The sequence below is a fragment of the Paenibacillus sp. W2I17 genome, from assembly GCF_030815985.1.
GTDB lineage: Bacteria > Bacillota > Bacilli > Paenibacillales > Paenibacillaceae > Paenibacillus.
Genome location: NZ_JAUSXM010000001.1, coordinates 703,031 through 720,217, shown reverse-complemented (window position 1 = coordinate 720,217; position 17,187 = coordinate 703,031). Strand labels below are relative to the sequence as shown.

The 17,187-nt window shown below is 44.4% G+C and carries 12 protein-coding genes; 2 read left to right on the top strand and 10 right to left on the bottom strand.

The genetic code is table 11. The features are described 5' to 3' along the window. Positions 1–237 precede the first annotated feature (237 nt). Positions 238–795, top strand: a complete 558-nt coding sequence (locus QF041_RS03305) for a helix-turn-helix domain-containing protein (protein WP_307411840.1) — start codon at positions 238–240, stop codon at positions 793–795. A gap of 54 nt (positions 796–849) precedes the next feature. Further along, complete coding sequence (locus QF041_RS03300; RefSeq protein ID WP_307411837.1) at positions 850–1,323, top strand: YbaK/EbsC family protein; 474 nt, start codon at positions 850–852, stop codon at positions 1,321–1,323. 154 nt (positions 1,324–1,477) lie between these two features. On the opposite strand, the gene QF041_RS03295 is transcribed toward QF041_RS03300, so the two are convergent. The 10 genes from QF041_RS03295 to QF041_RS03250 all read right to left on the bottom strand — a co-directional run bounded on the left by QF041_RS03295 (position 1,478) and on the right by QF041_RS03250 (position 16,790). Further along, on the bottom strand, positions 1,478–3,985 hold the full coding sequence (locus QF041_RS03295) for a WG repeat-containing protein (protein ID WP_307411835.1): 2,508 nt from the start codon (positions 3,983–3,985) through the stop codon (positions 1,478–1,480). 218 nt (positions 3,986–4,203) lie between these two features. Continuing rightward, complete coding sequence (locus QF041_RS03290; RefSeq protein WP_307411832.1) at positions 4,204–5,568, bottom strand: hypothetical protein; 1,365 nt, start codon at positions 5,566–5,568, stop codon at positions 4,204–4,206. 13 nt (positions 5,569–5,581) lie between these two features. Beyond that, positions 5,582–6,124, bottom strand: a complete 543-nt coding sequence (locus QF041_RS03285; RefSeq protein ID WP_211083611.1) for a sigma-70 family RNA polymerase sigma factor — start codon at positions 6,122–6,124, stop codon at positions 5,582–5,584. A 221-nt stretch (positions 6,125–6,345) separates the two neighbouring features. Next, a complete protein-coding gene (locus QF041_RS03280) occupies positions 6,346–6,624 on the bottom strand; it encodes a hypothetical protein (protein ID WP_307411826.1) in 279 nt (92 codons plus the stop codon). Then, positions 6,611–8,443 carry a hypothetical protein gene (locus tag QF041_RS03275; protein WP_307411823.1) on the bottom strand — a complete coding sequence of 611 codons (1,833 nt, stop codon included), beginning with the start codon at positions 8,441–8,443 and terminating at the stop codon, positions 6,611–6,613. Before QF041_RS03275 ends, QF041_RS03280 begins: the two co-directional genes overlap by 14 nt. Positions 8,444–8,447: 4 nt before the next feature. Beyond that, a complete protein-coding gene (locus tag QF041_RS03270) occupies positions 8,448–11,717 on the bottom strand; it encodes a DUF4132 domain-containing protein (protein WP_307411820.1) in 3,270 nt (1,089 codons plus the stop codon). Continuing rightward, complete coding sequence (locus tag QF041_RS03265; RefSeq protein WP_307411818.1) at positions 11,689–12,006, bottom strand: hypothetical protein; 318 nt, start codon at positions 12,004–12,006, stop codon at positions 11,689–11,691. The genes QF041_RS03270 and QF041_RS03265 overlap by 29 nt, the downstream gene beginning before the upstream one ends. 19 nt (positions 12,007–12,025) lie before the next feature. Continuing rightward, complete coding sequence (locus QF041_RS03260) at positions 12,026–13,249, bottom strand: VWA domain-containing protein (protein ID WP_307411815.1); 1,224 nt, start codon at positions 13,247–13,249, stop codon at positions 12,026–12,028. Next, positions 13,234–15,702 (bottom strand): DUF5682 family protein, encoded by a 2,469-nt coding sequence (locus QF041_RS03255; RefSeq protein ID WP_307411812.1) that lies wholly within the window; start codon positions 15,700–15,702, stop codon positions 13,234–13,236. Before QF041_RS03255 ends, QF041_RS03260 begins: the two co-directional genes overlap by 16 nt. After that, complete coding sequence (locus QF041_RS03250; protein ID WP_249912557.1) at positions 15,690–16,790, bottom strand: ATP-binding protein; 1,101 nt, start codon at positions 16,788–16,790, stop codon at positions 15,690–15,692. The genes QF041_RS03255 and QF041_RS03250 overlap by 13 nt, the downstream gene beginning before the upstream one ends. Positions 16,791–17,187 lie beyond the last annotated feature (397 nt).

The window sequence follows — 17,187 nt, the reverse complement described above, 5'->3', positions numbered from 1 at the left end:
GTGAAGTATTTACATTCTCGCCAAGCAAAAGAAGTGTTGTTGTAGAAAGTTTTCGTTTTTTTGCTTGTATAGATAAATATGACTTCTTTGATCTGTAACTCCCGTAATATTTTCCATTTAGTATGGATAAATATGTGAAGGAGTTACTTACATCATTAAACTGCCGCCTATTGAATCCAACTGTTAGTATGTTATATTATATTTTAAAATGATATAACATACAAAAGGAGTGATGCAATGCAATCGCCAGTATTAACTATTGGAGAACGGTTAAAAGAAATACGAGCAACTAGAAATCTTACACTTGAAGATGTTTCTAAACTTACTGATGTAAGTAAGCCTATGCTTGGACAAATTGAAAGAGGACAGTCTTCACCAACGATTACAACTCTTTGGAAAATCGCAGTCGGCTTAAAAGTTCCTTTATCTTTATTATTGGAAGAGCTAGAAGATGAGTGCAGTATGGTTGATACACGGTCCAAAGACGCTATCTTTGAAAATGATGGAAAAATGAGAGCATTTCCTGTTTTTCCTTTTGACCCTACCCGTAACGTTGAAATATTCTATATCGAATTTGATCCTGGATGTCACCATCCATCTGAAAGGCACCTTGAAGGTGTGGAAGAATATGTTTTTGTGGTACAAGGTAAGTTAGAAATGGTAGTCAACACAAAAAAAATTGTTCTAAAAGAAAATCAAGCACTCCGCTTTCGTGCTAATGTTTTTCATTCCTATAATAATCCCTATCAAGAACCATGTGTCATTTACAACATGATTTTTTACCCAAGAACATAGACAAGTTTCATCTATGATCTTCTAGAAAATATTTTAAAATGAGGTGTGATGATTATGGCAATTGAAAAAGTAAAAGATTTTTTTAAACAATATGGTATGGATTCTCAAATTAAAGAATTTGAAGTTTCTAGTGCAACCGTGGATTTGGCTGCATCTGCATTAGGTTGTGAGCCGGAGAGAATCGCAAAAACACTTTCTTTTATGGTGAATGGACAAGCGGTTTTAGTAGTTGCCGCCGGGGATGCAAAAGTGGATAACAAAAAATTCAAAGAGTATTTCAAAACAAAAGCAAAAATGCTTTCTCCTGATGAAGCCATTGATATGGTTGGTCATGCCATTGGAGGTGTTTGTCCATTTGCTATTAAAAATGATGTTTCTGTTTATCTAGACATATCTCTAAAACGTTTTGAGACAATCTATCCAGCTTGCGGGAGTAGTAATAGTGCTATTGAACTTACAATAAAACAATTAGAAAAATACTCTAGTTATTCAGAGTGGATTGATGTATGTAAAGGATGGAATGATTGATTTATAGTAGTTCTATATGGGGTAGCGCCAACATTTTGACTGTTTTATACGCTAAGTATCAGCGGACATTTGCTTAAAGCAGGAAAAATTCGCTGTCTTTGCGCCTTAACGTCCTTAGCGTATATTTTCGTTAAAATGTTGGCTGTACCCTCAATCACTCATGGAAAGCTTTCCAGAACGAACCTTCTGTATTAATGATATCCTTGATCTGGACAAAAGGAATCGTAAACGTTGGAAACCCTGCCGCATAGGGAGCGGTGTCATATGGATTGAAGTAGAGATGTAGAGCATCCGCTGTGACAAAAAACGGCTGATCCGCACTAATCCCCGTATAGGTGTCCGGAAACACATACGAGTATTGAGGATCATTTTTGATCTGATCCCCCACAATCTGGCTCAACACTTTTACATAGTCACTATTTGGTTTAAATAAATCCTTCAACTCATACAACTGACCATTCGTCAGATTAATGATCGCATAGATCATCGTAGGCATACCATGCGCTGCACCCGCCGGGTAGTTATAACCTGTGAGTTGCAGTTGCAGCAATTGCTGCTGATAAAACGTTATATCAAAATCACCTGTATACGTATAATCTAGCTGCTGATCCGCAGGGATCGGTTTAACCTGGGAGAGTTGCTTCAACTTGGCATTCAGCGCAAGCTGCTCCGCTTGGTTCGTTAATCCCTCCACCTGCGGATAATATACGAGGTAGTCCCTGTTTGGTTTGTACTTCTCTTCGCGTACACGGTACGGTGGATGAAGCGGAACGATTGTATTTGGCCGCCAGATGATCTGTCCGGCCCGATTCACATAAGATAAGCGCTGGTCTACATAGGCCTTAATCAGATCTGGTGCCACGACCTCCAGCGTACCCGAACCTTCAACATGAGGATACCCAGCTGCAGGCCTTCCACTCAGATCCAACAGATAGGTTTGTCTGCCATCCGATGCGGAAGCAAGGCCGTTTTTGTAATTGCCTACTTCGCGATATAGGAACTCCGTAAGCCTTCTACCGTTGGTATCTGCAATCGCATACACAGAGCCGATATAAGGCTGCTCCGGGTTAATCGCTTGCCCCAGCGCATAACGATGCTCGCCTAGTTCGCGGATGTCATTATAGGCGGGTTGAATGATAAACGATCCCTCCGTATTAATGACACCATAGTTCGATTTGTAATCCTCCGCTGTATTAACAATCGCTTGCCCGCCGCTAAAAGGAAATGCCGATGAAAACTTGGGCTGAATGCGAATATTACCCCGTTCGTCGATGTATCCATATTTCCCCGAGGTTTCTTTTTGAAAAGCAAGCAGTCCATCCCCCAGTGGTCCCACATAGGCATATGGATACGTTGCGAGCCGATGTCCATTGCGATTAATGAGCGCATATTCATTGTCCTTAATCTGCACAACCGCTTTACCATCTTGAAAATCATTCGCCGAAGCGAACTGTGCCGGAATCACCTCATTGCCCGACGCATCCAGATAACCATACCGACTCACCGAACCATCTGACTGACCAGGATTAGAATCGTAAAATAACGCTCGACCGTCGTTCATATTTGAGATATACGGGTACGCCCGTTTGGTCAGGACTGTACCTTGTTCATTAATCATCTTAAATCCTTGAGAATCAATTGTTATCGCCCGTTCTTCGGAAAAGGAATTGATGGAATCGTATACAGGTTGAACGACATACTGCCCCTGAAGATTAATAACGCCGGCACGACCATCCTTCACAACCACAGCCAATCCATTGGGCTGAAACTCTTGCGCGTCATCCAGTACCGGCTCAAGCCGAATGTGGCCTTGGGCATCCATATACCCCCAACGCGTCCCACTTGTGGTTCGAACGGAGACAGGATATAACCATGTCGCTACCCGGGTATGGCTTATAGGGACCATCGCCTGCTTAATTTTCTTTTCCAGCTCTTGTAGTACCTCTCTGGAAGGATACGCTTCCGGGAAACTGAGTGCCTTCTGAACTGAAGCGAGTGCTGCCGGATACTGGCCCGCGTGGTACTGAGCATCCGCAAGGTAATACCAGTAAAAGATATAATCAGGATATTGCTGGGTTAGTTGCTCGTAATATTGCACCACTTTTGGATAATAGGTTGCATATACGTCCGGTGCAGGAACCCATTTCCCATTCTGCCATCGGATAATCTCCACACGATAGGCTTCACCTGTGTCATGTATCCAGAGTGCAATCTCCACTTTCCCATCTCGACCATGCGGACCAGGCATATCTATAATCTCTGCATAGCTATAATATAGATCGTCAGGCGCCAGATCTTTGAGCCCTGATTCCGTCCACTCATATACGGCAAGCTTAGACCAAATAGAACCAATCCGCCAACCGATAATAAGATTGTTCCTTGCAGTTGAAGTTACAGGGGCTGCAGTCATTAAAGTCACCCCATACCCCAATCCCTTAATTAGTGCCATCTTGATCCAATGTCCTTGAAAAAATTTCAGAATGAGCAAATACAGCTCACCATTCAACTGATAGACTGCAGCAATCTCCGGCATACCGTCACCGGTAAGATCTGCCGCATAGATCGCTGGATGTTGAACAGGTTTATCAATAGTGACGACCGTTGCACCAGCCGGAATATGTTGATTTACAATTTGCGTTAACAGCGATTCGCTCATGGACATCTCAGTTTCCTCCCTTATGACCGCATTCGCCTAATGGTATGCGTCATAAATCGGGATATGACATGTAATTCATTTTATATAAGTTGAACTAAAGAATATTCACACTTACCACTCCGATGACAGAACAAACTTCCGATCGCACTTATCTTTTTGATTCACCTTTTAGTTATTCATCTTGCAAAGTTACTTTCTCTCCATTGATTAGCAGGTAGCTCACATCATTCACCCGGAATGGTCTTAGGGGATATCCACTTAATGAGATCCTGATCCAGCTGGAGGAAACCAGATTTGTCAGACAACTTTGTACCATCCTTCAGGTGAACTTCAATACTCAAGTCCTCCATCCGAATCTTGCTCAGTGCCTCACCTGTAAGCGTGACGCCAACCGAGGAAAGAGTAACATTTGCCTGTAAGCCTCCATTTGCATCAAGCTGAACGTCTCCTGTTTTTCTCAAAGCATTTTGACTTAAGTTAAAGGTCGTTTTCCAATTCCCTTGCACAACTTCACTAATGCTTGTAAAGCTGCCTTGGAGTCTAAGTTTATCTAATTGGTCAACAGCAGACAGATCATACACAAACTCAATGTAATCCCCACCAATGTCTACTCCATTTTTCATGTATCTCCCGTAGCTAATGGAATATTGGGTAATATCGAGCTTTTGGCCTTGCTCATCCGTGAAGTAGAAGTATCCATGATTATACTCGCCAATCTCATTATCCGGATTAATCTGAATGTGTAACTTGCCATCCACAAAACCCATATTGGAAATATGCATCCAATCAATACCCTCAACTGGGATATTCGTTACATCCTGATGCAATACCGGAATTGGATCGGTTTCCATTTGAATATCAGTTTCACCTCCCCAGCCACTTATACGATTTCGATCCAGGATATCATAGCTATTGATTTGCTTTTCTTGTAGCAACTTCTCCCAGTCCACTTGTACGTTGTAACCCTCTTGAAGAGATGTACCCGACATCAGCGTATTAATCTGAACTGTAATTCGATTTTTGCTGACTTTTCCTTGAATGAGGAATCGGACAATAGCCGTTTGATTCGCATCATCATAATGAATAATCTGAGCGTTGTTTGCATTACCTCCGGTTACCCTGTAATCATATACATCCAGTGTATCGTCAATGCGATGACCCGTCAGATCCGATAATGAAACATAGATTTCCGTTGTATCTCCGTCCCTGACAGCACCTATAACCTCCATTCGAATCCCTTGATCTTCACTCACCTGATGAACAGGCTGAAGAATGCCAATCCGATCTGCACCTAGAAAATGAAGAATAGAAGGCAGGTCAATGATGCCCACCGATGCAGCTGCACCTGTAACAAGACATAACGATAACGCAGCGGTTACAGGAATATAGATGGCTTTGCGATACTTTTTTCTTTTATTCATGGACTTCTTTGTCTGTGCGGATGGATCGGATGGATATAATACAGGTGGATAAAATGATGTATCTGATCTCGTAAGGGTTTGTGGTTCATTCATCGCCAATTTATCATAGAACAACTTTTTAATATTAAAGAGGTTCTGCTCAGTGAATTCTTTTTCGGATTTTCGCATTTGATCCCCTCCTTTATTTCCTGTTCATCCACCATGTCCTCAATCGTTGCCTGGAGCGATAAAGCTTGTTATGGACTTGCCTAACGTGTAGGGACAATGCTTCTGATATCTCATGGGGTCTCTGTCCTTCATAAAACCGACGTTTCATAATCTCACGTTCCGGTTCTGGAAAAGATTCAATCATTTGATTAAGTTCCGTATATGTCTCTTTACTGATCATCTGAACCAACAAATCATCCGTTTGCACCGAATGAATCTCCTCTTCATATGTAAGCTCAGTTCTTCGATTGAGTTTCCGGTAGCGATCAATCGCTTTATGTTTTGTGATTGTTGCAAGGTAATTTTTCAAGCTACTTCGCCCAGATTGGAATGCATCCGGATTCTGCCAAAAAGCAAAAAATGTATCTGCTACGCATTCTTCAATCTCTTCTGTAGATGCATGATGTAGGATGGAATGAGCAATCTTCCATAACAAACCTGCGTAGTGGTTCATCACCCATTCCATGGCCTCAGGATCACGATTCGCTACTGCCTTCCGTATCTGTTCTTCTTCCACGATTACATGTACCTCCCTTCCATGCTCATATGATCACGAATCCTCGTATTGATTCGTGCTACCTACCTATATTCGTTTAACAAATGACTTTTACTTACTCCACGATAAAAAAGATTTGCAGTGACCTTGTGGCCTTCTGCAAATCTTCTTATATCCTATAATACATCTTATTTATTACATCATATCGCTTCATGTACCTTCGCTTGGAATACTAACCAATATTACGCTTCTTCTTGCACAATCAATTGCACATATTGGGTGAGACGACAATACTGAAATAACAGCAACTCTTCATTACCTTGTCCAAGAGCCACGCTAAGCCCTTCCTTGATGAGGTGATTCAACAACTCATGCAGGAAACTCATCTGCAACCGTAAGGATTCCGCTGCGAGCTGCTCAAGTACCTCAATATCCCGGATCGTAAACTGAGATAACCCACGCAGGAGCAACTCTTCTGACCAGCCGTTAATTCTCTGCATGAACTGATTATATTCTTCCAAGTCTGCCCATCCTCCCATTACCGATATCCAGTTTCAGACTGAGCACCGTTTGACCCTTCAGGAAACTGATTGGGCTAATCCGTTTTGGTTCCACACGCACAAAGGCATAGAAGTGCTCAAGCGATTGAGCACCATATCCTGACTCCAGTCTTTGGATCATCGATTGCCAATCAGTTGAATACGGGAGAGTAAGTGCCAATCGTTCTCCTTCGGCACTCTCAACCGTCAGGACAAGATCCTGCGTTTGTTTGACAAAGTTATGGTCCACGATTCGAGCAACTTTGATTACAGCCAATCGTTCTTTGGGAGCAGCAAACAAGTCGAACGATCGCGATTCCTCTTGAAGTACAGACGTTACATCTTGCATGGTTTTGCCCAGATTCAACGTTTCCACACCCGTTCGTGGCAAAATAGCAAGTTTGGCACCTTCCCCGGAAGAGATCCGGCGTTCTTCATTCACTTTAACTGAATGGAATTGAACTTCTTCACCCACAAACTGGCGAAAGGTCAGATTAGGCAGCCATGGTGTGAATGCACCATAATGCTCTGTATATGAGAACTGCTGATCATCGTAATATAAAGCACGTACATCGCTATAGGTGTAGATTTCCTCATCATCAAAACAATAGAAATAATAGGTGATTCCACGGAAACCGGATCGTGTCTCCCACGCATCAGCTCCCAGTCCATACAGGTGGAGTGAAGGAACGGTAAAGTATTTACTTCGAAAACTGCCAATGAGCTGACTCTGCTGAATGACAGATACCTTTTCTTCTTCAAGAACCTGGAGTGCAAGATACAGCTTGCTTACCCGATCCAACATGGATTGCATGGAGAAACGTATATGTCTGTTGAAAAACAACTGTAGTTCTCCTTGAATCCCTCGTAAACTGCGTTCTATGTCAGGCAGGTTGCCACTATGAGCAGCGATTGCCAAGGTCTCCAGTTGTGCCATATAGGACTGAGGAAGGCGGGCCAGTCCCGTCTTCAACAATCCTGCCAGCATAACCCGACATTCCTGCACCGTCTGAAGAGAGAACTTGGCTTCGTACACCCGTCCACTTAATGCATCCGTATCATCCAGGCCTTTTAGGTTCCGGTACCGTAACAAAGCTTCAAGCTTGGCGATTTTCCCAGCTGTCTGCTGCACCTTACATAGTGCTTTTGCAAGGTTCGGTTCCTCAGTAAAAGACACCTCGATATTCTGAGTGGTCAGATGAACCGTAAGAAGTGAATCTTCAAAGATCTTAATTTCCTCTGGGTATCTCAGTCGGAAAACAACTTCCTCAATCATGGAAGAACTATACGATTTAATTAACACGGTAAGGTCAGACTCCGTCATCCAGCGGAAGCGAGACTCGATCTCACGTGATACCGTATGCGGAATTTCGCTTGGATCGTCCACATTTGATACTAAGTTTGATGATGATTCTGTTACTGATAAGTCTTTTGGTACGTCCAACCGATCATTATCCGATATCCCTAAGTCCTTATCCAGCGCATGCTTCTCGTCTGCATTCATTGAATCCTCTGCCGTATATTCCCGTTGATCATACAGAATTGCAATCAGCACATGCTTGCAGATATGATCGGCTGGGCAGGAGCATTCCCAATGATCTAGTGTATTCTCAAGCGTACATTGTGTCCCGTCACTGAGCTGACAACTCACCGATGATACATTCCATGTGTACTTTACACTTACACCATTGTCCAACTCTTTCAAAGACCTTTTGTACAACCCCTTGTTGGCATACCGAATCAGATAATCCTCCGTACACAGCTTCGAAAAAATCCGGAATTTTTCCTTGAATCCACTCACGTCATCAACGCCCCGTTGCTCTCAGAATATCGTAGATCGTTTCACTGAACACGCGACCTGGAACGTTGCCCAGAGCAATGGATTTGTTGTCACCATAGTAATAATGTTGCTTGCTACTCGGTTTGAAGAAATGTAAGGATTCGAGTGTAATATCATCCAGTCCTTCGTAATACGTGATGCTCGTACCACTGAATTGCAATTCCGCAACAAGATCTCCGTACTCTTTATAAAATTCATGATACCAGCCGCCGTCCTGTGCCGGTCCTTTGATCCAACCGTATTTCTCCAGTGCTTTGGGGAAAGCCGTTGGTGAGAAATCAGACTCAGGCAGACGATCGTATTCACTCTTTGTCTTGTCCTCATCTTCAGGCTGGTGAATCTCACGATTCAGTTGCTCAAATGGCTGCTTGATCTCGTAATCCTCCAACTGCGTTGTCCAACCTTCAAGCGTCGCCTGATCCAGTTCCAGCGGGTGTATAAGTCCCACTTGCGCACCCGAAGGCAGATCAACCTCATCTTCATCCACAGAATTGAAGGTGCCATCCTCCATATAACGGAAGGTGCTGATCAGTGCACCATCCTCATACGTTCCCCAGATCAGACCAACAGCAAATTTTTGCATGATTACATTTTGTACAAACAGTGCTTTCCACTCATCGGCAGACCACAGACGTTGCTTGGACAATGACTCTTCCAGACGCTGCGCCTGAATGTTAACCATGGATTTGAGATCTTTTTTCAGCTGTGTGAAACGTGCCTTGGACTGCGCTGCCAATTCAGGATCGTCTTTCTGTGCAGGAGCAGGCAGACTCTTCACGGATTTGCCCGTTTCTTCATTGAGAACAACCACTTGCAAGTCTCCATTAACCTTAACCAGGAAGGAACGCTCTCCGTAACTCAGCTGCATGGTTCCTTTTTCATCAAAACCAAGCGTGGTGACTAACCGATCCTCCAGTTGTTCCGGGGTAAGTCCCATATTATCCGCTGCAAGCTGCAATGCTTCTTCTGCTGCACCTTTCACCTGACGGTTCTTCACGCCACGTTTGATTTTATCAATCGCCATAAGAGCGGATGGATCTTTCAGATAAGCGAGCACTTTTACAGCATCTGCTGCAATCGCGCCACGACTGTTTTCTGTCCATTCCTTAATTTGCGGAGCCAAAATATTCACAATCTGAATATCGCCAAAGAGTGCTGAAACATACATCACCCACTTTTCTTTCGCAGGAGCACCTTCCTGAATCCAGACCTGAAGCAGTTCACTTGCAAAACGAGCGAGCGATGCCTCACTTACGTAATCTCGTAATTCATTCAACCGTTCATTAGGACCGGATGTATGATCCAATGATTGGACCAAAGCATACTGTTTAATCCGGTCATCTAAAGGCTGATTGTCTTCAATACGTATCAGTGAAGGGAGATCTTTCAAGGACAACCAACTCAGTCTCGACAACTTTTTGGCATCCGCCTGATCAGCGAGTGCAGCATGGGCATACTCTGGACTTAGATCTGCGGTATCCAGCAGAATTTGGATCAAGCTCTTCCACTCATCGGACTTCTCTTTCTTCAAAAGCTCACCGTACAGCTCCTTGCTGTTTTCCAGACTGCGGATTGCGGTCAGAGCCATTTCTTTGATTCCCACTTTTTTCTCCGAGAGGTAGACGAGCGTATACAAGTCATGATCAGGAATACGGTTGAATTCCGCTAACGCCACGCCGTTGGCCTTTTTGGAAGAATCCTGCAATCCGGCACGAATCGCTTCGGCCAATATTTTCTTCGATAACTCATCACGCTGTTCAAAGGTAATCTCCAGAATTAAAATGCGCGTATCTGTTGGCAGTTTCTTGTACTGTGTCAGTGCATAGTCCAGATTCTGCTGAATGATTCGGCGGTATTCGTCATGCGGCATGGATTTGTATCTGTAGTCGGTCATGCCATTAAGTGAGATCAGGCTGGTTAGCAATTTCTCACGTTGCACCTCAGGATCTTGCCCATAACGTTGAAGCAGCTGCTCTCCACTAAACGCGTATGAATTGTACATGTCCGAGATAATATCCAGTGTCCAATCGGGATGAGTGGTCAGGATTGCGAACCTGCGCATCGCCTCCGAGTCCAAGGGCAGAAAACTAATACTAATGAGGTTGTGAACACGCTTCTTATCCCGATTCAGTTGATTAAACAACCCGCGACTATTCGGGTCCTCCCAATATTCCTCCAGGTTGTTTTCCCCATTTAAGTATCTTGCAATCGCCAGTCCTTGACGTCCCCCGTCCAAAGGATGCCGAAGAGCGTTAAATACCGCTTGCTCCAGTGACCCCTCCGCATTAGGCAATGTCAATCCCTGATCCTCCATGAATTTCTGAATGCAGAGTTTCAGGAATGGCGGTTTCATAATCTCGTATGCTCGAATCGCTTGTTCAGGACGATTCGCGATCGCAGATTGTAACATGTTCCAAGATACCGTGTACGAATTAAGCTCGTCCCGCAACATTTCAACCAACTGATAAGGCTCATCCAGAGGCACAAGTCCAGCAAGCAGATCATTTGGGCTCTTGGCTCTAGGGTCCATACTCAGCAAGTAACGGCGAACTTCAAGTGGATAAATCTCATGTAATTGATGTATTGTGTGAAGCAAAACTTGCCCAATCTCACTATTTGTATCAAGGAACCGTTGTTTACCTCCACTAATGTTAATCAGGTACAACAAGGCACCACTCACAAGCACCATAGTTTGATGGAATACAGTGTTTGAACATTGCTCTTTTGAAGAGAAAGACGTATTGGGATACAGTTCAGCTATGAGCTGACTACGCTTCTCCTTGAGGAATTCATCCTTCAATTCTTGGGAAGATCCGTTATGTTTTCCTTGAATATTACTGACCACTACAGGTTCAATCAACGTATGTAGCTCGTCCCGCAACTTATCTGCATCATTAGCCATCACATGTTGAAACAACACTGGTAACGATTGAACAGAAGATTGAACCTCTGCAAGATGAGAAGCCGTGTCACTGAGTCTTGAATATAGTTGAAGCAGCATTAATGCATTAATCACATCCCGGTAATCCCCTTGACTGTCCGCTTTTTTGGAATCAAAAAGCCACTGGGCACGCTTTAATTTACTCTTTAATTCAGTCGAAATTTCGTTCTCGCCTGCAAACTGTTTGATCTTCTCCAACCGGGACAACAATCCATCCATGCGATCAGCACTTTTGCTCTTCCCGCTTAATCCGTAGGCTTCGGAGTCATTTCCCATACAGACAGTAAAGGGCATCCGTTCTCCATGAATTTCTTTTGGAATAATTGGATTCCAGATATATCACAATAGCCCCGGCACGGTAAAAGATATCTCCATCGTCTTTTTTGGCAAGCTTCATGAGCAGATCAATCGTTTGATACACATAATGACTCGAATTTCCCAACATATCCGGGAACTTGTCTGTCGTTCCCAAGACGTAATCGATAATTTCGGAGCTGCGATCTGTTTTTAATGAATACTCGTTCGAACAGGTTACTGCGAATTTCTCCACCAAAGTTTCAACTGCGCGGTCTGCGGTAAGCATTACACATTCCTCCTTGAATTTAAGTGATGATCTCGCCAATCCAATCCGCGAGTTCGTTAGGCGTAATTGCTGCTACATGTGCCCCCATATTGGTTAATGTCTGTGCGGCATGTTTGTTATAGACTGAATCCCCGTTAAAATCGAGCGCGGTGAGAACCAGTAGCTTGCATCCTGCATCGATAATATCTTTACAGGCTTTATACATTTGCGCGATCGGGTACCCTTCCTCCAGATCACTGACCAGAATAAAGATGGTTTTGCCTGGATTATCGATTAACGTCTCGCCATAACGCAACGCTTTCGTAATATGTGTGCCCCCGCCGAGCTGTACATTCATGAGCACGTCTACGGGGTCTTCCAGCCTGTCGCTCAGATCAACAACCTGCGTATCAAATATGAATAATTTCGTACGCAGCGCATTCAATCGATAGAAGATGCTCGCCATCACCGAACTGTAGATGACTGAATCCAGCATACTGCCACTTTCGTCCACACCAATGATGATGTTCCACTTGTTATGGGGCTGTATATTCCCGTCGAAATACAGACGATCAATCACAAACCTGCGCTTGTTTTTATCGTAATTCTTCAAATTCTTGGTGATAGTTCGCTTGAAATTCAGATTGCGCAAGGATCGTACTGAACTTGAGGTATAGCGACTGCGCTTGCCCATGATACTCGCTCGGGTCTGAGACTCCAGCTTACTGCGTAACTCTTCAACCACGGTTCGCACGATATCCTTGGCGCTCTTTAACACCTCACCTTTCATCCGTCCTTTGAACTGCATAATGTTCTTGAGCAGATTCATGTTGGGTTCAAGGGATTCAAGCAGCTTTTTGTCCGTTAACAATTCTGTCAGCCTATAACGATCAAGCGCCTGTTTTTCCAATATTTCTACCGTTGGTTTGGGGAATAGATCCCTTACTTTGTGCAGCCATTTTGGTACAGTCAGATTAGACGCACCGCGTCCTCCCTCTTTTCGGTAACCTTGTTCTTCACCGTATTCACGGTTATACAGATACCCCAGAATCTCATCGATTTCCGTATATTGAAATTCAGCCGAAGTGTATTGGTCTGTATTACACAACCCTTCTTCAGCGGATTCACCGAGAATCAGACGCCATCGATTTAAGGTTTCAGCAGAATGTTGATCCCCTCGGTTGTTTCCATCCGGATTGGAACTTTCATTGATTTCTCCGGTTCCTTCCGTTGTCCGATTCGCTTCATTCATATTAGCTTCCATGCAGCAAACTCCTTTCGAAGCGCTTCGTCCCATGCTTTGGACTGAGTCAGCATCTGCTCATCCACCGCAGGCCTCAACATTTCCTCTGGCTCAACCTGATGCAGACTCGCCACCCGTTCAGCAATCAAGCCCGTCTCCATTGGTGTAAAGTAGGTGAATGCCAACCGTAATTCCGGTACCATACTGATGAAGTCGTCGTATGACAGCTGTTCAATCAGATAATTCAACTCAGACAAGAGCTGATCTTCATACAAAAAAGCGTCACGTGCTACAGTGAATACTCCCTGTAAAAAAAGTGCCGTTTGACGGGTCTGATCCGGTGTACCATGGATATACCCGCGAGCACGATCAACAATCTCATCTCTGGGCCTGTCACCGAGCCCTGAGGAAATAGCCACACACACACCCTCCAGCTGAGCCGGAAGCTGGTGATCAGACAGAAGCTCATTCAGATGTATTCGGAATGTCTCATCCTGAAAATGCTCCTCCGATGACTCCGCGAGCATGGCTAACAGCTTCAATCCCTGAATAATGGCTTCATGTTCATCCGGATTGGCTCTGGAGAGCTGTAGCAGCTTGTCTACGGCATTCCTGTAAGCCTCGGATACCAGCTCAGGGAGTTGTTGCTCGTCAGATAGTCCCAGTAGCCTGCGGTGTTGATGAATTCGGTTCAAGACATGTAGACTGTTACATAAGGAAAGGAAATTCCCGTCGATTCTCAGCGCTGAGCGCACCTGTTCATAAAGTTTCATCGCTGTGTCCTGAAGTCCCATGAGCAGCGCTTGAAGCATGAGTCGGGCAAGTTCACCGCTATGATGATCCGGTATTTCTTGCATTTGTTCTTCCATTTTGCGCGTAGCCGCTCCAGCAAGTGTTCCGCCATAGAGAGAGTTTTCTATCAATCTGGCTTCAATACGGGAGGAGTACATATAAACCCAGGTTTCACGTACGAGATTCATGTCACGCTCTGCGATCCAGTCCGGCCCCGATTGCCGTTTCGCGAATTCCGGAACCAGATAGGTGATGCATTGAATCAATTGGCTTATCTGACGATGCTCCGGTTTCGCATACAGATCCAGCACTTTCTTGTGTTGACCTGTTGTACGAATCTGCAGTTTGTACTCTGTACAACGCGCCTTGAAGTCCTCCACGATGGGAATACTGAATGAATTGGGAGCCACACTTCCAATGACGTCTCCTGTCAATAACTGCTGCAGCTCTTGCAGCGGTTTATCGGTCGCCAAGGTAAGCTCCCCCTTCACAAAGGAAGAGAGTGCTGCATCCATCAACTCATAGACGCCGCCTTCCCTTTTACCCCGAAGCCCGGCAAGACCTTGAATCATACTGTATGCCTCAATTGCATCACTGGTTGATACATGCTCGTGTCCGTCCCGTAATTGGCGCATCAGCCGGGATAACAAGTCCAGAGCCGTTAGATTATATGGTGTACTCTTTTTGCGAAGCAGCTGGTTCCAGATCTGATCGTAATAATTTACATAAGGCATGCCACTCGCATATCCATTGAGCCGATCCGCTTCAGCAAAGGTATAGACCATCGGGTACATTTGTTGGTGAACCGTATCTGGATTAACCGAACTAAGTTGAGACGTACCTGGTTTACCTTGTCCATCCAAACGTTGGTCTGCATGCTGTTTATCCATTTCTGGCTGTTCCAATTGGGATTCATGTTTCTCTGACATCAACAGTCCATACGTATGAAATCCACCGGTAATGACAAGCACACGGTCATGTTCCTGCACCGCTTGTTGAATACGTTGTCTCATATGTGCTTCTCTTGCCAGATCACCTGTAGATTGTAATCGTTCCGTGGAATAGCACATTCGGGATAAAGTACAATACGTGAATACATCCTGCACGAATGCCTGAGTGGATTTCTCCAGACCACCGATCTCAAACACCTTTTCCCACAATTCATCAAAACTGCGACAGTTTGTTTTTTGACACAACCGGTTAATGAAGTCAGACCCCGCAAGCAAGGTTTCGTCCTGGATGGAGATCTCCTTTTGTTCTGTCTGGCCGGATTTGGATGCACGAGTGGAGAAGTGTTGATAGTCCAAGTCAATAAACTTCGCCGGAATATCCAACCGTTTTGCTTCTTTCAAAGCTACATATTCAGGCGAATACCGAAGCATCGGATAATAGCAGGCTTCTCTCTCCAATTCACTCTCGTAGGTATAGTACAGACTGACAGGAGGTAAGGTTGCCTCATCACTCAGCACCGGAATTAACGGATTGCCACTCTCTGGTCCTTCGATCAGAATAATATCCGGCTTGTACTCTCCAATTAATCGTAACAAGTGATACGAACATGCAGGGCTGTGATGTCTAATAGGATAATAGACCGTATGATTACTCAGGTTATATACCTGGGATTCGAACAAGGATTGTAACTGATCAACATCAGGGTCCAGTACTGCTCTTAACCGATCCATTTTCTCTCCTCATAATAGTCCTTCCACATTCCCTCTTCTCTGGAACGCTCTTTTACGACCTTGGAGAAATAGGTTTTGAGAATGGACATATCCTTGTCGTTTTCCTTTGCAATGGTCCCCAGCATGTTTTGCACCAACCGATCCAGTGCAATAGCTTTATCATCGTAATAATAGGAAGTCATCGCACTCTGAACATAGACAGACACCGCTTCCGCCGTACTCATGGATGCTTGAGGGGTATCAAGCTTGTATCCTTCCCGTGTCATGCCGGTGCGCAATTCCATAAATGTTGTAGCCAGCAATTCAACCACATCCGGGTTAATTTCAATATCAATTCCACTATGTAATAACAGGCTTCTTGCCTGGGATTCAATGATTTTGGCTTCCATCTTTACGTTATGAATGGGCTTGATCGTTTCAAAATTGAACCGACGTTTCAATGCACCACTCATTTCGTTAACACCTTTATCCCGAATATTGGCTGTAGCAATGACGTTAAATCCTGGCTGGGCAAACAGTACACCACCATCCAGTTCCGGAATGCTCATGACCTTGTCACTGAGAATACTGATCAGACTATCCTGCGCTTCCGCGGGACAACGTGTAATCTCTTCAAAACGGGTAAGAATGCCTTTCTTCATGCCGTTATATAACGGTGATGGCACAAGCGCAGCTTCCGAAGGGCCTTTATCAAGCAGCATGGCGTAATTCCAGGAATACTTGATCATGTCTTCCGTCGTGCCTGCTGTACCTTGAATCGTGTTTAGACTGGTACCGGAGATCGCTGCGGTCAGCAGTTCGCTAAGCATGGTCTTGGCTGTCCCGGGTTCTCCCACGAGCATTAATCCTCGATTGCCTGCCAGAGTAACCACTGCACGTTCAATTAACACGTCATTGCCATAGAATTTGCGGGTAATCGAGATTTCTTCTCCATTTAATAACGCAGGCTTATCCCTGCCAATAATAAAATCGCGCACATAGGCGGGAGATAACAGCCAGTTAGGGGGACGTTTCCCCTGATCTTCCTCTCGCAGTGCACGTAATTCAACCTCATATAATGTCTCGGCGGGTGGTTTAAGCATCTCCATCGTCAAGGTGTCTCCTCTCACGTAAACAGATCGTATGTTCTTATTCCTATCATTTTATCACAGCCCTCGAACAACTACCCCGTAAAACGATAAAAATGGTTGAAACGTCCTTCTTATCAGCACTCTTCCTAAGTCCATGGACATAGCCTCTAGCGCAAATATGAAGGTAAACATCCTTACAGCCGTGCCAACACATTGGTTTCGGATCCGAATCAGCATGCTTATTACCCATGTAAACGCATTGTAGGCCATATGAACTTAGGAATCATTACACTTTCGATCATGTGTTTCAACCAAATGAAGCCGATTATTACAAAGAAGACACAGGCCATTAGCAGCCTGTGTCTTCTTATATGTTCAAATTTCACCCAACATCTATGAATTTTGATCGTAACTA